Annotated in this window: 19 protein-coding genes; 8 read left to right on the plus strand and 11 right to left on the minus strand. The window is 67.5% G+C overall.

Annotated features, from left to right (window positions below):
• Positions 1-264: 264 nt before the first annotated feature.
• A complete protein-coding gene (locus AC5P57_RS16365) occupies positions 265-2550 on the minus strand; it encodes an FdhF/YdeP family oxidoreductase (protein WP_262235064.1) in 2286 nt (761 codons plus the stop codon).
• A gap of 244 nt (positions 2551-2794) precedes the next feature.
• On the opposite strand from AC5P57_RS16365, the gene fdhD reads away from it, so the two are divergent.
• On the plus strand, positions 2795-3634 hold the full coding sequence (fdhD, locus tag AC5P57_RS16370) for a formate dehydrogenase accessory sulfurtransferase FdhD (protein WP_126928980.1): 840 nt from the start codon (positions 2795-2797) through the stop codon (positions 3632-3634).
• A gap of 71 nt (positions 3635-3705) precedes the next feature.
• Here fdhD and AC5P57_RS16375 read toward each other — a convergent pair whose 3' ends face one another.
• Positions 3706-4242 (minus strand): carboxymuconolactone decarboxylase family protein, encoded by a 537-nt coding sequence (locus tag AC5P57_RS16375; protein ID WP_262235063.1) that lies wholly within the window; start codon positions 4240-4242, stop codon positions 3706-3708.
• A gap of 112 nt (positions 4243-4354) precedes the next feature.
• On the opposite strand from AC5P57_RS16375, the gene AC5P57_RS16380 reads away from it, so the two are divergent.
• Entirely contained in the window at positions 4355-5230 is an 876-nt protein-coding gene (locus tag AC5P57_RS16380) for an AraC family transcriptional regulator (RefSeq protein ID WP_262235062.1), read from the plus strand.
• 129 nt (positions 5231-5359) lie between these two features.
• Here AC5P57_RS16380 and AC5P57_RS16385 read toward each other — a convergent pair whose 3' ends face one another.
• The 8 genes from AC5P57_RS16385 to AC5P57_RS16420 all read right to left on the minus strand — a co-directional run bounded on the left by AC5P57_RS16385 (position 5360) and on the right by AC5P57_RS16420 (position 12022).
• Positions 5360-5920: a TetR/AcrR family transcriptional regulator gene (locus tag AC5P57_RS16385; RefSeq protein ID WP_099550940.1), complete on the minus strand. Its 561-nt coding sequence runs from the start codon at positions 5918-5920 to the stop codon at positions 5360-5362.
• Positions 5921-5924: 4 nt separating this feature from the next.
• Positions 5925-7457: an MFS transporter gene (locus AC5P57_RS16390; RefSeq protein ID WP_099550941.1), complete on the minus strand. Its 1533-nt coding sequence runs from the start codon at positions 7455-7457 to the stop codon at positions 5925-5927.
• 183 nt (positions 7458-7640) lie between these two features.
• Positions 7641-8387 carry a hypothetical protein gene (locus tag AC5P57_RS16395; RefSeq protein WP_099550942.1) on the minus strand — a complete coding sequence of 249 codons (747 nt, stop codon included), beginning with the start codon at positions 8385-8387 and terminating at the stop codon, positions 7641-7643.
• Positions 8387-9007: a DUF3299 domain-containing protein gene (locus tag AC5P57_RS16400; protein ID WP_262235061.1), complete on the minus strand. Its 621-nt coding sequence runs from the start codon at positions 9005-9007 to the stop codon at positions 8387-8389. Before AC5P57_RS16400 ends, AC5P57_RS16395 begins: the two co-directional genes overlap by 1 nt.
• A complete protein-coding gene (locus AC5P57_RS16405) occupies positions 8997-9548 on the minus strand; it encodes a DUF3299 domain-containing protein (protein ID WP_099550944.1) in 552 nt (183 codons plus the stop codon). Before AC5P57_RS16405 ends, AC5P57_RS16400 begins: the two co-directional genes overlap by 11 nt.
• Positions 9549-9550: 2 nt before the next feature.
• Positions 9551-10804: an ABC transporter permease gene (locus tag AC5P57_RS16410; RefSeq protein WP_262235060.1), complete on the minus strand. Its 1254-nt coding sequence runs from the start codon at positions 10802-10804 to the stop codon at positions 9551-9553.
• A complete protein-coding gene (locus tag AC5P57_RS16415) occupies positions 10797-11492 on the minus strand; it encodes an ATP-binding cassette domain-containing protein (RefSeq protein ID WP_262235059.1) in 696 nt (231 codons plus the stop codon). Before AC5P57_RS16415 ends, AC5P57_RS16410 begins: the two co-directional genes overlap by 8 nt.
• Positions 11489-12022 carry a DUF2796 domain-containing protein gene (locus AC5P57_RS16420; protein WP_262235058.1) on the minus strand — a complete coding sequence of 178 codons (534 nt, stop codon included), beginning with the start codon at positions 12020-12022 and terminating at the stop codon, positions 11489-11491. Before AC5P57_RS16420 ends, AC5P57_RS16415 begins: the two co-directional genes overlap by 4 nt.
• A gap of 32 nt (positions 12023-12054) precedes the next feature.
• On the opposite strand from AC5P57_RS16420, the gene AC5P57_RS16425 reads away from it, so the two are divergent.
• The gene (locus AC5P57_RS16425) at positions 12055-12528 is read left to right on the plus strand and encodes a MerC domain-containing protein (RefSeq protein WP_142806076.1); all 474 of its coding nucleotides are present in this window, start codon (positions 12055-12057) and stop codon (positions 12526-12528) included.
• A gap of 153 nt (positions 12529-12681) precedes the next feature.
• Here AC5P57_RS16425 and AC5P57_RS16430 read toward each other — a convergent pair whose 3' ends face one another.
• Positions 12682-13584: a LysR family transcriptional regulator gene (locus AC5P57_RS16430; RefSeq protein WP_099550949.1), complete on the minus strand. Its 903-nt coding sequence runs from the start codon at positions 13582-13584 to the stop codon at positions 12682-12684.
• Between the two features lie 118 nt (positions 13585-13702).
• Here AC5P57_RS16430 and dkgB point away from each other — a divergent pair, with 118 nt between their 5' ends.
• The 5 genes from dkgB to copC all read left to right on the plus strand — a co-directional run bounded on the left by dkgB (position 13703) and on the right by copC (position 17274).
• Positions 13703-14506: a 2,5-didehydrogluconate reductase DkgB gene (gene dkgB, locus AC5P57_RS16435; protein ID WP_262235057.1), complete on the plus strand. Its 804-nt coding sequence runs from the start codon at positions 13703-13705 to the stop codon at positions 14504-14506.
• Between the two features lie 11 nt (positions 14507-14517).
• Positions 14518-15492, plus strand: a complete 975-nt coding sequence (locus AC5P57_RS16440; protein ID WP_262235056.1) for a TIGR03571 family LLM class oxidoreductase — start codon at positions 14518-14520, stop codon at positions 15490-15492.
• A 19-nt stretch (positions 15493-15511) separates the two neighbouring features.
• Positions 15512-16450, plus strand: coding sequence for a cyclase family protein (locus AC5P57_RS16445; RefSeq protein WP_262235055.1), 939 nt, complete (start codon positions 15512-15514; stop codon positions 16448-16450).
• A complete protein-coding gene (locus AC5P57_RS16450) occupies positions 16447-16770 on the plus strand; it encodes a MoaF-related domain-containing protein (RefSeq protein WP_049471694.1) in 324 nt (107 codons plus the stop codon). The genes AC5P57_RS16445 and AC5P57_RS16450 overlap by 4 nt, the downstream gene beginning before the upstream one ends.
• Before the next feature lie 126 nt (positions 16771-16896).
• A complete protein-coding gene (copC, locus tag AC5P57_RS16455) occupies positions 16897-17274 on the plus strand; it encodes a copper homeostasis periplasmic binding protein CopC (RefSeq protein WP_099550953.1) in 378 nt (125 codons plus the stop codon).
• The last annotated feature ends 10 nt before the right edge of the window (positions 17275-17284 follow it).

Raw genomic sequence — 17284 nt, forward strand, 5'->3', positions numbered from 1 at the left:
TTCAATGTCGCCAGCATGCCCAGGCAGGCCGGTGGGCATTCGCACTCACCGCTCTGGCAGGCTGCCGGGACCGCATCATCGCAACAGCCCGCCGCAGCCAACGCGGCCGAGTGCGGTGCAGCGCAATGGTCCTGGCTGGCCGGGCCGCTGTACGGAGACGCCGCGAGCGCCAGCGCTGGTGCATTCAGCACCAGGGCGACAAGCAACATCCATCGCAGCAGCAGGCCAGGCAGGTTCACCCGCCGATGATAGCCGATGCGCGCGTCACGCAGTCGCCGCCGCCATCGCCCGCATCCGCACCGGGATCGACTTGGCGGCGGGCGTGCCGCTGATGCGGTCGTAGTAGTCCAGCGGCAGCAACGGGTTCAGTTCGGGGTAGTAGCCGGCCAGCGCGCCGCGCGGCATCGGGTAGTCCAGCACGGTCAGGCCTTCGATGCGCCGCTGCACGCCATCGCCGCTGATCGTCTCCAGGCTGACCAGCGCTTCCTTGTCCAGCCCGCGCGCCAGCCGGTCCTCGATGTTCATGAACAGCACCATGCGATCGTTGTACACGCCGCGATAGCGGTCGTTGTAGCTGTAGATGGTGGTGTTGTACTGGTCATGCGAGCGCACCGTGGCCAACCGCAGCATGTCCGGATCATGCACGGGATCGTCCACGTCCAGGCCAGGCATCACCAGGATGTTGGCCTTGCCGTTTGGTGTGGGCCAGACGCGGCGGCGCGGCGGGATGTCCAGATGGAAACCATGCGGCTGCTGGATGCGCTCGTTGAAACCGGTGTAGATCTCCGGGTACACGGCCGCGATCAGTTCACGGATGGGTGCGTAGTCGTGCATGCAGCCTGCCCAGTCGACCTTGCTGCGTGGCAACGCGGCCATCGCCATGCGGCAGACGATCTCGACCTCGGGCAACACATCGGCACTGACCGGCTCGAGCACGCCGCGTGAGGCGGTCACATTGGACATCGCGTCTTCGATGGTGACGAACTGCTCGCCGGCCGGCGTAACGATGCGCTCCGAGCGCGCCACCACCGGCAGGATCAGCGCATCGCGGCCATGAACCAGATGACCGCGGTTGAGCTTGGTGGCGATGCCCACGGTCAGGTCCAGGCCACGCATTGCCTCGTACGCGCGCGGCGTATCGGGCACCGCATGGATGAAGTTGCCGCCCAGGCCGATGAACACCTTGGCGCTGCCGTCCAGCATCGCCTCGATGGATTCGACCACATGGTGGCCATGCTCGCGCGGCGGGTCGAAACCGAACACCTGCTGCACGCGGTCCAGATAGACCGGCTTGGGCTTCTCGTCGATGCCGACGGTGCGGTCACCCTGCACATTGGAATGGCCACGGATCGGCCCGATGCCAGCACCGGGCTTGCCGAAATTGCCACACAGCAACAGCAGGTTGGCGACCTGCTGCAGCAGGCGCGAGCCGTACTGGTGCTGGGTCAGCCCCATGCCGTAGCAGATCACGGTGGCATTGGAGCGGATGTAGATCTCCGCACAGCGACGGATCTGCGCCTGCGAAATGCCGGACACCTGCACGATCTGGTCCCAGTCCTGCGCCATCACGTCGTCGCGCAGCGCCTCCAGGCCTACCGTGTGTTCTGACAGGAAATCGTGGTCGAGCACGCGCTCGCCCTGCGCTTCGCGCTCGAACATCACCTTCATCATGCCCTTGATCAGGGCCAGGTCGCCGCCGATGCGGATGTGCACGAACTCACTGGTGATCTCGGTCGAACCGAACGTGGCCATCTGCACCACGTCCTGCGGCTCGGCAAAGCGGATAAGCGCGCGCTCGGGCATCGGATTGACGGCCACGATGGGAATGCCGCGTTTACGCGCCTCGACCAGGTTGCTCATCATCCGTGGCGAGTTGGTGCCGGTGTTCTGGCCGATCACGAAGATCGCCTCGGCGTGCTCGAAATCCTGCAGCACGATGGTGCCCTTGCCCACCCCGATGGCCGGCGGCAGGCCACGACTGGTCGGCTCATGGCACATGTTCGAGCAGTCCGGGAAGTTGTTGGTGCCGAACTCGCGCACGAAGATCGAATACAGGAACGCGGCTTCGTTGGGCGTGCGGCCGGACGTGTAGAACTCGGCCTGGTGCGGGCTGTCCAGCGCCTGCAGGTGGCGGCCGATCAGCGCGAAGGCATCATCCCAGCTGCACGGCACATAGTGGTCAGTCGCCGCGTCGTAGCGCATCGGCTCGGTCAGCCGACCCTGCATCTCCAGCCAGTAATCGGTCTGCGCCATCAGTTCGGTCACGGTGTGCTGGGCGAACAGCTCACGACCGGCACGGAACTGCGTGGCTTCCCAGGCCAGTGCCTTCGCGCCGTTCTCGCAGAACTCCAGCTTCCTGCGTTCGTCGGCGTCGGGGAACGCGCAGCTGGGGCACTTGAAGCCGCCGGGCTGGTTCATCGCCAGCAACGCCTTCGACCCCTTGCCGATCACGCTCTGCTGCAGCAGCACCCTGGCCGTGGCGCCGGCGGCACCCCAGCCACCGGCGGGCTGGTTGTAGGGCTTGTAACGCGGCGGCTTCTGCTCGGACATGTTCGGGAACCTGGCGGGAGGAACGCGGCAACAATGGGCACAACGCGGTCCGGCGGCGCTTTCAATCGCACGGCCAGCCTCACAGTCAAACACGGCCCACGTGGCTTCGCCAGTGGGTGCACGCTGTTTTCAGCGCAGCCTGCCATGACAACGGTTACACCTGCGTCAGCGCATGGCCACTGCGCTATTCTCGATGCCGTGGGTGGTCCACCACCTGCGTATCTCTCTTGTCCGGACGCGCTGCATGCCTGATTCGACCCCACCGCACACCCCGCCTGCCGGCACGGCCCAGCGCCCGTTGCAGCGCTGGCGCAGCGAGGGGCAACAGCCGCAGGTCGACGTGGTGGCCGAGGAAGTGCCGGTGGCGCTGCGCTACAACGGCGCCGCCTTCGCAGTGATGATGGCCACGCCCTGCGACCTGGAGGACTTTGCGCTGGGCTTTTCACTCAGCGAGGGACTGATCGCTACGCCCTCGCAGTTGCTGTCGATCGACATCCGCCCGCAGCTGGAGGGCATCGAACTGCAGATGACGGTGACCGACGACGCGCCCGGCGCCGACCTGGATCCGGCCAATGGGCGCCTGCTGCCCGGCCGCGGTGGCTGCGGCCTGTGTGGCACGCGGCAGCTGGAGGAAGTGCTGCGACCGCTGCCCGAGGTGCGCGAACGGCGGACCTATCCGCCGGCGGCGCTGCAACGGGCGCTGGCCACGCTGGCGCAGCATCAGCCGATGAACGCGGTGAGTGGCTCGACCCATGCCGCGGCCTGGGCCGACGCCAGCGGTCGCATCGGCTGGGTACGCGAAGACGTCGGCCGCCACAACGCGCTGGACAAGCTGATCGGCGCCCTGCATCACAATGAACACACGATCGAGGGTGGGCTGCTGGTGATTTCCAGCCGCGCCAGCTACGAAATGGTCAGCAAGGCCGTGCGGGCCGGGGTCAGCGTGCTGGCTGCTGTCTCGGCACCGACCGCGCTGGCGATCGATCTGGCCCGCAGTGCAGGCCTGTGCCTGGTCGGGTTCGCGCGGGAGAGCGGGTTCAATGTGTATACCCATCCCGAGCGGCTGCAGGCGGACGACAGCTAGAGTCGCCCCACCCCGGCTGCACCCTTCGGACCGGCCCGGGCGGCCCACTGCCACCCGGGCCAGGCCGCATCTCAGCGCAGCGCGACCTTCGGGAAGTCCACCGGCACGTCAAACGCTACGTTGACGTAGTTGGTGAACAGGTTGAGCGCCACGTGGGCGAGGATCTCGACGATCTGCTCATCATCGAAGCCGGCCGCACGCAGCGCCTGCACATCGCCATCGGCGATCTGCGCACGCTGTTCGACCACCTTCAGCGCGAAGTCCAATGCCGCCGAGGTGGCCGGATCGCTGGACTGGCCGATCTGCGCGGCAGCCATCTGCTCGCTGCTGGCACCGGCCTTGCGGCCCAGCGCGGTGTGCGCGGCCAGGCAGTATTCGCAGGCATTGCGGTTGGCGATGGCCACGGCGATCTGCTCGCCCAGCAGCGGCGACAGGCGACCGCCGCCCAGCGCGCCGAACGAACCCCACATGCTCTGCAGGGCGGCCGGCGAGTTGGCCACGGCACGGAACATGGCGGGGGTGGCGCCAAAGGCGGCGTGGACCTGGCCCAGCAGAGCCTGGCGGTCGGCGGTGGTGTTGGTGGCATCGATCAGGGGGACACGGGACATGGTGGATCTCCTTGGGAAAGCGCCCGGGATTGGACGACCCGCTCATCCTAGGTAGACTCTCCGGACGCATCACACGCAATCAGCCGAACATATTGTCCATTCGTCCACGAACATGCCCGCCGACACCTCCGCACCCGACCGCCTCTCCTCCCTGCTGGAACGCTTCCGGGTGCAGGCCGCGCTGTTTCACAGCGGTCCGCTGTGCGGGCGCCATGTCTTCGAGCCGCAGCCCGGTCGTGCGTTCCTGCACATCCTGCGCCAGGGTGAAATGGAGGTCCGTCATCCCGGGGGCGATACCGCGCTGCCCCGGTTGAAGATCGACACACCCAGCCTGCTGCTGTATCCGCAGCCGCTGCACCATGTGTTCTTCAACGCACCGCTGGATGGGCCCGATTTCACCTGCGCCACGCTGGACTTCGATGGCGGCGCGCGCAATCCGATCGTGCAGTCACTGCCACCGGTGATGGTGGTGCCGCTGGCGGCGATCGGCGAACTGGATGACACCCTGCACCTGCTGTTCGCCGAGGCCGATCGCCAGCGCTGCGGGTCACGGCTGCTGACCAACCGCCTGTTCGAGGTGGCGCTGATCCAGGTCCTGCGCTGGGTGGTGGACCACCCGGATGCGGCCGGCGTCAGCCATGGGTTGATGCGCGGGCTGTCCGATGCGCGGCTGGCCCGTACGCTGGTGGCGATGCACCAGGCGCCGCAGGACGAATGGACGCTGCCGCGCATGGCTGCGACTGCCGGCATGTCGCGCAGCGCGTTCGCGGCAGTGTTCAAGGAGGTGATGCAGGCGACGCCGGCCGCTTATCTGCTGGACTGGCGGCTGAGCCTGGCCTGCGCGCAGCTGCGGGCCGGCGTGGCGGTCAAGCAGGTGGCGATCGAGGTGGGGTTTGCCGATACCGCCTCGCTGTCGAAGGCGTTCCGCAAGCGGTTGGGGGCATCGCCGAGGGCGTGGTTGGCCGCGAGCGCAGCGCAGGCTGGGTAAATAGGTGAGGGGTAGAGTCGACCGCTGGTCGACTATCGCGCGAAGCGCGGGGGTTTCGTTGTCTGACCGAAGGGCAGCCGACCAGCGGTCGGCTCTACCACGGCCGATGTCTGCGCGCCGGCTGGCCGCTCAACTGGACGTTCCGTCAGGCTTCGCCAACAACCCGGCGATGCGCTCGGCCACACGGGCGCGCACGCCTTCATCCAGCTGGCCTTCGTACATTGCCTCGTAGATCCACAGGCCATCGGCGGCCAGCCGCGCCACGAAATTGTCGAGCGCGGCGCTGTCTTCCGCTGCACCCGCCTCCGGCGGCAGCGGTGCCCAGCGACGTACGGCCGGCCCCCACGGGCGCTCATCGGCGTCCGGGTCGGCCGACTCGAGCATGAACATCAGCTCGGCACGGGTGGCACTCTGCGCCGAGACACGCACGAAGGTCTGGTAGCGCTCCAGTGCCGTCGCTTCGTCCGCGCGCTTGCCCAGCAGCGTTTCCATCGACGTTTCCCAGGCCTGCACCAGGTGCTCGTCGATGCCGCGCAGCAGCGCCTCGCGCGACGGGAAGTGGTACAGCAGTCCGCCGCGGGTCAGCTTGGCCTCGGCCGCCACCGACTCGAAGGTCACCGCACGCACGCCGTCACGATTGATCACGTTGACGGCGGCGTCGAGGATGCGGTCGCGCTTGCTGGTTCTCATCGCTTCATTTTACGCGATCGGCCGCGCCCTCGCGGCTGCCAACGCGGCCACGCAGCAGGCGCGCCAGGATCGTCGCGCCCATCGCCAGCACTGCGGTGATCACCAGCAGCACGATCTGGTAGCCACGGTCATACGCGGCCGCGGCCAGTGCGAACCACTCACCCTGCCCGCTCTCGCGCGCGGCATGCAGCGCCTGGGTGAAACCCTCGCGGGCAAGCGCGGGCATGTCGGCCGAGACCGGCAGGAACGCGCTGTACATCGCGGCGCTCAGGCTGCCCAGCATCGCCACCGCCAGCAGGCCGCCGAACTCATAGGACACTTCTTCCACCGACGAGGCCATGCCCGCACGGTGCGCCGGCACGTTGTTGAGGATGGCAGTGGACGCCACCGAGATGGCCGAACCCATGCCGAAGCCGGTGATGGCCATGCCGGCGACCACCCAGCCCAGGCCGTGCGGGAAGCCGAACGCCACCACGCCGACACCCAGCGCGCCTGCGGCCAGGCCACCGCAGATCAGCGGGCGCAGGCCCACCCGGTGCAGGATGCTGCCGCCCAGCAGCGCGCTGGGCAGGCTGCCCAGTGCCGCCACCGAGACCAGCAGGCCCGCCTGCAGCGGCGTGAAACCTGCCACCAGCTGGAAGCGCTGGGTGGTGACCAGCTGCAGGCCGGCCATCGCGAACAGGGTGAATACTGCCGACAGCGTGCCGGCCAGGAACGCCGGATTGCGGAAGATCGCGAAATCCAGCAGCGGGTACGGCAGCTGCTGCTGGCGGCGTGCGAACGCCGCACCGCTGACGACGGCCAGCAGCAGCGCGCCTGCGCCCAGCGCATACGACGGCGGCGTAGCGATCAACGACTTGATCGCCAGCACCAGGCCGGACAGTGCAGCCAATGCCAGAACTGAAGACACCAGGTCCCACGGCCGCGAGGTGTCGCGCTGGCCTTCCGGCGCCAGCAGCAGCGTGGCCACGAATGCGACCACCACCACCGGCACGTTGATCAGGAACACCGAGCCCCACCAGAAGTGCTGCAGCAGCCAGCCGCCAATGATCGGGCCGAGCGCCGCACCGACGATGGCCACCGAACCCCAGATCGCGATGGCGATGTTGCGTTCGCGCTCTTCGTGGAAGCTCAGGCCGATCAGCGCCAGCGTGGCCGGCATCATCGCTGCGGCACCGATCGCCAGGAACGCGCGTGCGGCAATCAGCTGCGCTGCGGTGTCGGCGAACGCCGCTGCCAGCGAGGCGACGCCGAACACCACCAGGCCGATCAGGAACATGCGGCGGTGGCCGATGCGGTCGCCCAGCGTGCCCGCACCCAGCAGCAGGCCGGCCATCACCAGCGGATAGGCGTTGATGATCCACAGCGCCTGGCCGGCACTGGCCGAGAGTTCCTCGGTCAGCGTGGGCAGTGCGGTGTAGAGCACGGAGTTGTCGAGCGTGACCAGCAGCAGGCCAGCGGCGACGGTGAACAACAGTGCCCAGCGACGGGCACGCGACAGGGCCGGAGCACCGGCCAAGGGCTGGGACAAAGCCATGGGAGAACCTGATGGGGGATGGAGTACGGCCATAACTATACAGGATGTCCTGTATAGTTATGGCCGTCGGAGCCAGCCGGTTCAGCTTTTGTAGAGGCGAGCCTGCTCGGCGGAACCGCCAGCCAGGCATGGCCTGGCTCTACTGAAACGGGCCTGGGATGGCCTGGCTCTACTGTTGAACGCCTACCGGCAGTCTTCCGGCAGCGCGGCAATCGCCGACACCACCGCCGCCTGCATGCCCTGCCCCACGGCCATGTCCAGCTCCCCGCCCGTTGCCCCATGCTGGCGCCGCAGTTCGTCCTCGCACAGCCCGCGCACCCGCGCACGGGCATTCGCGCGCAGGCTGCTGCACCGCCAATCGGTGCCGCCCAGCGGCAGCACCGAATACACCACGCTGTTGCACGCGTTGCCGGCGCGCTGCTGCAACGACAGTCCGCCGAAATCCCGCGGTTCACTGCTGCGTCGCGGGTCGAAATAGCTGTCGGGGAAGGTGCGCGCGTACTGCTCGATGTCCACCGCCATGCTGCCTCCACCGGCCAACGGCATCTGCAGCGGCTGCCCGCACGACGTCGCATCGGCGCGGTGCTGGATGTACTGATAGATCGGCCGGTCCAGCGAAGGATCCTGCTGGGTCACCGCGCTGACCGCCGCCAGCACCGGCAGCGACGCACGATTGGCCATGCGCGCCAGCAGTCCCGCCTGCGCCGGCTGGCAACGGTCGCGCAATGTTGCTGCGAGCAGGAACAGGACATCGTTGCGGAACGCGTGGTCGTCACCCAGGCGCTGTTCGATACGCTGGCTGGCATCGGACGCCGGTGCCGGAAACGCGACCGCCGGCGGCGCGATGGGTGCGCGCTGCCGCTGCCACCACACCAGCAGTACCACCGCGCCCAGCAGCACGCCGGCAGCCATGATCCATCGCCTGCGCATCAGTTGCGGATCGCCGTCAGCGTGGCTGCCGCGGCATCGTAGGACGCGCTGGCGATATCTGCATCGAAGCGTTTCACCTGCAGACGGCCGGCAAGCCGGTACGGATCCCACAGATCGCCCAGCGCGATCGGCGTGGCCAGGGTCACGTGGATGATCTGGTTTGGCGGCGGTGGTGGCACATGGATGCAGGCGCCGTAGAACGGCACGAACAGCAGTTCATCCACCAATCCTGCATCGTTGGTACCGAGCGGCACCACGTAGCCATCCAGATCCACCGCGCGACCATCGACAGCATCGACCACGCGCGAAGAGCCGAACTGCTTGGCGCGGTCCGGGCTGGAATGGTCGATCTCCAACCCCGGTGGCGTGCCCGAGCCGGTGTCATCGATCAGGCCACCCACGCCGTCCATGCCATTGCGTGACAACCCGATCTGCGGAGGTGGACGCTGGTAGGTCACTTCGTCCGGCCGCAAGGCGTCCCAGCGATCAATGGCGGCTTCGGCCGTGGCAGAGGACGCCGGTTCGTCCTGCGGCGTTACCACCACCGCATCGCCGCCCGGCGCCGTACAGCCCGCCAACCACAGGCATCCCAACGCCAGTAACAGGTGACTACGGTTCATAGGGCCTCAGCTGTGCGTCACGCATGGTGTAGGCCGAACCGGCCAGATCGTCGTCCAAGCGTTCGGCCCGCAGGGTGCCGGCCAGGAAGAACGGCGAATACATGTCGGGCATGTCGATCGGGCGCGGCAGCACCACGTGCACGATCTGGTTCGGCGGTGGTGGTGGCACGTGGATGCAGGCGCCGTAGTACGGCACGAACAGGAACTCGGTCAACCGCCCGTCCTGCGCGTTGGCCAGCGGAACCACGTAACCCGGCAGGCGCACCGGCCGCTGCAGCACCGTGTCCACCGTGCGGAAGGTGCCGAACTGCGGCATGCGCCGGTTGCCGTTGTGCTCGACTTCCGGGCCCTCGCCCCGCTCCAGCGCGGCCAGCTCGTCCCTCGGCATCATCTGCAGCCAATCCAGCTCCTGCTCCGCAGCAATTGCAGGGTCATCACGGTCGACCACCGGCGCGGGCGGCAAGGCCTGCACGCCGGTGTCCACCGGCCGCTCGCAGGCAACCAGGGCAAGCACCATCGGTAGCGACAGCATCCAGCGCATGCTCAGCCTCCGGGTGACAGGCCATCGGCCAGCGTTCGCCGGTAGGCCAGCCATGCCGGCACCAGCCCGGCCACGGCGCTGATCAGCAGCACGCCTGCCACCCACGCCAGCTCGCGGCCATCCGGCCAGACATGGGTGATCGACAGCCCGAAGGTGGCCAGCACCCAGCCGCGCCCGGCAATGCTGGCGACCACCAGCAGCGACAGGGCCAACACGCAGGCCACGGCACTGGTCGCCACCGCCTCCACCACCAGCAGGCCAGCGATGTAACCCGGCCGTGCGCCGGTGGCACGCAGGATGGCCATCTCACGTCGCCGCTCCTGCAGGGTCGAGACCAGCAGCGCCACCAGCGAGACCATGCCCAGCAGCACCACCATCGCACTGATCAGCTGCAACGCCCGCTCGGCGGTGCCCAGTGACTGCCACAGTTGCTGCAGGGTCACGCCGGGCAGGATCGCCAGCATCGCCTCGTCCGGATACTCGTTGATCCTGCGCTGTACCGAGAACGTGGCGATGCGCGAGTTCAGGCCGAGCATGAAGGCGGTGATGCTGGTCGGGGTCAGGTCCAGGTGGCGCGCCTGCTCGGCGCTGACGCTCTGGCTGCGCAGCTGCACGCCCGATCGCCAGTCGACATGGATCGCCTCGATGGCTGGCAGCGAGACCAGCAGCGACGAATCCACCGGCGTGCCGGTGCGCTGCAGGATGCCGGCAACACGGAACGGCTTGTCGGCATGCGTGGCCAGGGTGACCGCGCCGGTGCCGTGCGCCAGCACGATCTCATCGCCGAGGCCGACCTTCTGCGCGCGCGCTACCTCCGCGCCGATTACCGCGTCGTACAGATCATCAAAGGGCTGCCCCTGTGCAAAGGTCAGCTCGTGGCCGGAACCATAGCGATAGTGTTCAAAATAGCCGCCCGTGGTACCCACTACCCGGTAGCCGCGCCAGGAATCGCCCAGCGACAGTGGCACCGACCACTTCACCTGCGGCAATGCGGACAGCTCCTGGTAGGACTGCCAGGACACGTTGTTGGTCGGGTCGCCGATATGGAACACCGAGTACAGCAGCAGGTTCACCGGCCCCGAGCGCGCACCGACGATCAGGTCGGTGCCCGATACGGTGCTGGCGAACCCCTCGTGGGCCTGCGTGCGTACACGCTCGACGCCCAGCAGCAGCACCACGCTGAGAGTGATAACCAGCACGGTCAGGCCGACACTCAACGCACGGCTGCGCAGGCTGGCCCAGGCAAGCTCAAGCATGGCCGGCACCTGCCTGGTTGATCTCGGACAGTGAAATGGTGCGGTCGAACAAGGGCTGCAGGCTGTCGTCATGGCTGACCACCAGCACCGTGGTGCCGGCCGCCTCGCACTGCGCGGACATCAGCTTCAGGAAGGCGGTTGCCGCTTCGCGGTCGAGCGCCGAGGTGGGCTCATCGGCCAGCAGCAATGCCGGACGACCGATCAGGGCGCGTGCTGCCGCCACGCGTTGTTGCTGGCCGACACTGAGCGTACCCGCACGCCGCTGCATCAGTTCAGGATTGAGTTGCAGGGCCTGCAGCAGGCGGGCGACCTCGGCATCCAACGGCCCACTGATGCGCGCGCTGCGCAGGCGTGAAAAGCGCAGGCCCAGCGCGATGTTGTCGCGCACGCTGAGGAACGGCAGCAGATTGAACTGCTGGAAAATCACGCCCAAATGGTCGGCGCGGAAACGATCCCGCGCCGCGCCTCCCATGTCCTGCAGCGCCTGGCCGGCCACCTCGACACGGCCCTTGCCGGGCAGCAGCACGCCCGCCAGCAGGCCCAGCAAGGTACTTTTGCCGCCACCACTGATTCCGCGCAGCAGCACGCTGCTGCCCTGCTCGATCCACAACCGCGGGATGTCCAGCACCGGGCGCATGCCGTAGCCGAACTGCACGTCTTCCAGGGCGATCACCGGTGCCGTGCTCACGGGTCCAGCACCACGCGCAGGTTGTCGGGCGTGAGCACGCTGCGGTTCTGGCCATTGGCGGTTGCGCTGTTGACGATGACTTCGTGCAGGCCCGGGAACAGCACGGGCAGGCGTACGACGATGGCGCGCAGCTCGACCGGTTTGGCACAGTGGTACTGCAGCGTAGCGCTGAAACCTGCATGCCTATGCTGTCCCGGCGGCGGCGCGGCGACCGTCGCGTCGAAGCCCTCGGCATCGGCTTTACTGCTGGTCAGACGGCAGTCTGCAGCGGTGGGCAAGGTGACCCAGCTGCCGCCCTTGAACACTGTGGTAGCCCGTGCCAGCGCGGCCTGCTCGGCTGCATTGGCCGGCGGTCGCTCGTAATCGAGGATGCCGATGCCGGGGGCCTGAAGGGCGAATTCCAGAGTTTGCTGGTCAAGCGCAACATCGACGGTCGCCTGGCCGTGCACGTGCGGTGCGTGCTGGCGGATGTCATGGGCCTGCGCGGCGCTGGCAGCCAGCAGCAGGAAAAGAGCAGCAGAAAGCTTCATGGGGGAGGCTCCAATTGTTACTATGTAACATTATGGACCACATCCCCACGACGCCCGCAAGGGCCCTGGCCCAGCCGCCAACTTCGGCACGCTGGCACCCCCGCTTCGATCTTGCCGGTGCCTGGCTGTCGCTGGCCTGCGCCGTCCATTGCATCGCCCTGCCCCTGCTGCTGGCCTTCGTGCCGGCGGCGATGATGGCGCTGCGCTCGTTCCAGCACCCCGGCCATGGCGCGATGACGGTGCTGCTGATGATGTCGCGCTGGGAGTGGCTGTTCGCGCTGCTGGCCTCGTCGCTGGCCCTGGCGAGTACCTCGGCCGGGGTGCACCGGCATGGGCGCTGGCGGCCTGTGCAGCTGGCCTGCGCCGGCGCCATCCTGCTGCTGTCGGCCTCGCTGTATCTGCCGCTGAAGGAATCGCTGCTCTGGCATGGCGTGGCGACAGCCAGTGGTGGCGTGCTGCTGGCATGCGCGCACATCGGCAACCGGCGCGCGCTGCGCACCCGGTAACACCGGCCGCGGGGCGGTTGGCACGCGCCATCCACGCATGGCGTGGATCTACTGAAACGTTCAACGCAGCCAGTGGTAATGCCGGCCGCTGGCCGGCAGCTCCGGTGATCCCGCAGATGGGCAAAGCCGGCCATCGGCCGGCTCTACCGATCTCTATTCGTCGAACGGTCGCTGCCCCAGTGTCTGCGTCACGTGGTCCACGAAACAGGTGATGCGCGCGGCCAGCGCGGTGTTGCGGTAGTACACCGCGTTGATCGGCTGCCGCACCTCCTGCGTCTGCCTGGCGAACAGCTGCACCAGATGGCCGTCACGCCGGTCCTGGCGGGTCAGGAAATCAGACAGGCAGGCGATGCCCAGCCCGGCCACCGCCATCTGCCGCAGTGTCTCGCCACTGGATGAAGCGATGGCCGGCTCGATCACGAAAGGCCCGCCATCGGTATCGTGCAGCGGCCATTCGTTCAACGAACTGGGCTGGGTGAAGCCCAGCAGGTCATGCTCGCGCAGCTGCTCCACCCGAGTCGGCGTGCCATGCCGGCGCAGATACTCGGGGCTGGCTACCACGCGGATACGGCTGTGGCCGATCGGCCGCGCATGCAGGGTCGAATCGCGCAGCACGCCGATGCGGAATGCTACGTCGGTGCGCTTCTCGATCAGGTCGGTGATGCCTTCATTGGAATTCAGCTCCAGCTCCACCTGCGGGTAGCGCTCACGGAACCCCTCAAGCAGCGGCACGATCACGTGCAGCATGAATGGCGTGGCCGCATCCACGCGCAGGCGCCCGACCGGCTGCAGCCGCCGCGCTGCCATCTGTTCTTCGGCCTCGTCCACCGTGGCCAGGATCGTGCGCGCGTACTCCAGGAACGCCGCGCCTTCCTCGGTCAGCTCCAGCCGCCGCGTGGTCCGCCGCAGCAGCGTGGTCTGCAGCTTGTCCTCCAGCCGCGCCAGGGTGCGGCTGGTGGCCGAGATGGTCAGTTCCAGCGCCTCGGCCGCCGCCGTGATCGAACCACTGTCGACCACGGCCACGAAGGCCTTCAGCTCATCCAGGGTGGTTTTCATTTTTTACCTCGGCGCAAAAGCGTTTCCCGTATACACGGCTTAATCAACAAATGTAAAGCGCCCACACTTCGCCCTGTCCCGAGCCCACCGGCTCTCAACGAAGTCCCTGGAGTCCATCATGAGCGTTCCTTCCTTTGGCGTCGGCACCTTCCGCCTGACCGGCCAGACCGTCATCGACTCGGTGCGCAACGCCCTCGAGGTTGGCTACCGTGCAGTCGACACCGCGCAGATCTATGGCAACGAAGCCGAAGTCGGCCAGGCCATCGCCGAATCCGGCGTCCCGCGCAACCAGCTGTTCCTGACCACCAAGATCTGGGTGGACAACCATGCCGCCGACAAGCTGATCCCGAGCCTGCGCGACAGCCTGGCCAAGCTGCGCACCGACTACGTCGACCTGCTGCTGATCCACTGGCCGGCGCCGGGCAATGGCATTGAACTGCGCGAGTACATGACCGCGCTGGCCGAAGCCAAGACGCTGGGCCTGACCCGCCAGATCGGTGTGTCCAACTTCAACATCGAGCTGACCCGGCAGGCCATCGAGGTGGTCGGCGCCGGCGAGATCGCCACCAACCAGATCGAACTGAGCCCCTACCTGCAGAATCCGGCACTGACCGCCTTCCTGCAGGACCAGGGCATCACCGTCACCTCCTACATGACCCTGGCCTACGGCAAGGTGCTGAAGGATCCGGTGCTGGCCGCCATCGCTGGCAAGCACCAGGCCACCGTGGCCCAGGTCGCGCTGGCGTGGGCGCTGCAACGGGGCTACTCGGTCATCCCGTCCTCGACCAAGCGCGAGAACCTGGCCAGCAACCTGCTCGCCCAGGACCTGCACCTGGATGCCGATGACATGGCCGCGATCGCTGCGCTTGACCGCAACGGCCGCGAAGTCGATCCGCCGGGCCTGGCCCCGGCCTGGGACTGAGGAACCTCGCCATGGGCAGTGCGTTGACGCGGCTGCAGGCCGGTGGTTTCAGCATCGGCATCGAAGCACCGCTGGACAATGACTGGACGCCGCTGGGCGAACAGGCACGACGCGCCGCGCGACGCCTGCCCGGCGAACCGGACCTGCAGCGCCATGCAGAACTGGCACGGTTGGCCGACCGCCTCGGCTTCCGTGCGCTTTGGGTACGCGACGTGCCGGTGTACGACCCGGCCTTCGGCGATGCGGCACAGGTGTTCGAGGTATTCAGTTACCTCGGCTACCTGGCCGGCATCACCAATGACATCCTGCTGGGCACCGGTGCGGTGGTGCTGCCGATCCGTGAGCCGTTACTGACGCTGAAGTCGGCGCGCAGCGTGCAGCACCTCAGCGGCGACCGCCTGTTGCTGGGCGTAGCCAGTGGCGACCGCCCGGTGGAATACCCGCTGTTCGGCCGCGACTTCGACAGCCGTGGCAGCCGTTTCCGCGAGCAGATCGCATTGCTGCGCGAAGGCGCCACCGCGCACCTGCCGCAGGGGTTGGACGTGCTGCCCGCGGATGGCCCGGCCTTGCCGCTGTTCGTGGCCGGCCTGGCCCAGCAGCAACCGGCATGGATCGGCCAGCACATGGATGGCTGCCTGGCCTACCCGGGCACGCCGCAGGACCATGTACAACGCGTGGCGGCCTGGCGCGCCGTGGCCGGCAACAAGCCCTATGCCAGCTTCATCCACCTGGACCTGGTGGCCGATGCCGATGCCCCCCTGCAGCGCTGGCGCTTCGGCCTGCGCGGCGGCCGCAACGCCCTGCTGACCGAACTACGCGCCATGCAGGCGGCCGGTGTCGACCACATCGGCCTGCAGTTCCGCCGCAACGAACGGCCGCTGGCCGAAACCTTCCACGAAATCGCCGAGTACGTGCTGCCGCACTTCCCGGCCCATGCCGGCGCCGCCGCGTCGCATGCCCCGATTGCCGCCCCCGCGACGGCCTGACAGTTACCGGAGCTTTGCCATGAAGATGAAGACCCTGGCCGCGCTTGCGCTGACCACCCTGCCGCTGTCCTTCCAGGCCACCGCCGAGGACTGGTATCCCGCTGCCTACGGTGCCAACGACGAGATCGGCGCGGCCAACCTGCTCACCGCGGACGTGGTCAAGCACGCGGTATCGCTGGTCAGGACCGGCAAGACCTATCCGCTGGCGGTGCCGGTGGACAAGAACCTGCCCGCGTTCCGTCACCGCAGCTTCCGCCTGTACAACGTGCAGGTCGGCCAGCAGGCCGGCAAGTCGCTGGGCCCCAACACGTTCACCTTCAACGATGAACTGGTGAACGCCTGGACCGGCGTTGGCACCCAGCTCAACGGCATCGGCCATATCGGCATCGACAACGTCTACTACAACGGCAACAAGGCCGCCGACTTCGTCACCGTGGACGGCGTACGCAAGCTCGGCGTCGAGAAGGTGCCGCCGATGGTTACCCGCGGCGTCGTGCTGGACATGACCGCGTACTACGGCAAGGCGATCGTGCCCGGCGGCACCGAGTTCACCGTGGCCGACATCCAGGCCGTGCTGAAGAAGCAGGGCCTGAGCCTGCGCAAGGGCGACGTGGTGCTGTTCAACACCGGTTGGCTGGAACTGATCGGCAAGGACAACACGCAGTTCCTGGAAGTGGAGCCGGGTATCGGCATGGAGGCCGCGAAGTGGCTGGCCGACCAGGGCATTGTCGCCTTCGGTGGCGACACCTGGGCCTCGGAGGTCTACCCGAACCCGAACGGTGCCGAGGAGTTCCCGATCAACCAGTACATGCTGGCCAAGCGCGGCATCTACAACCTGGAGCTGATCGACAGCCGTGCCCTGGTGCGCGACAAGGCCTGGGAATTCCTGTTCGTGCTCGGCCAGCCGCTGTACGTCGGCTCGACCCAGGTCAACATCAACCCGGTGGCGATCCGATGAATACTGCCCCCGCCTTGCCGTTGTTCGCCGGCCGCCGCTTCCGCGTCAGCTATGACGGCCTGGCCGCCGACAACGTCTACAGCGCCGATGGCCGCCATGTGCAGTACGCCATCGTCTCCGGCGCCTATGCCGGTGCGCAGGGCGAAGCCGCCTGCGAGTGGCAGCAGATCAGCGAAGGGGTCTATGCCATTTCGTGGCAGGAAGCCGATGGCGCAACGGTCGTGCATGTCGATGACTTCGTCGGCGGGCGTTCGCTGGCCTGGTTCACCGCCACCGATGGCAGTTTCCATCGCATGCAGGGGCCGTTGGCAGCACTATGATGCCGGTCAGCGGCCGGCACCACCGGTGAGTGGACGGAACATTACAGATCGGTAATGTTCGGGTCAGGGCAGCGAAAGGCGCTGCCCTCCACCCTGTGGGCCACGTCTTCTACAGGTGTCCCGCGCATGACCCGTTCCCTGCTCCGCTCCGCTTCCCTTGCTCTTCTCCTGTCCGGCCTCGCGGTTGCGCCGCTGGCCCTGGCCCATCCCAGCCTGGTGCGTTCGACGCCGGCCGCCGACGCCACCATAGCTCCGGCGACCGAGATCACGCTGCAGTTCAGTGAGAAGGTGATGCCGCGCGCCACCCGTATCGAACTGAGCATGGACCATGGCCGCATGAAGATGGCCGTGCCCACCGCCGCGCAGGACCTCTCCGAAGATGGTCACACGCTGCGTGCGCGCTTCGCCAAGCCGCTGCCCGCCGGCAGTTACGCACTGCAATGGCGCGCGGTCGGCCAGGACAGTCATCCGATGACCGGCAACTACCGCTTCACCGTGAAGTAAGGCCGCCGTC

The sequence above is a fragment of the Stenotrophomonas sp. YJH_SMC_79 genome (assembly GCF_059367995.1).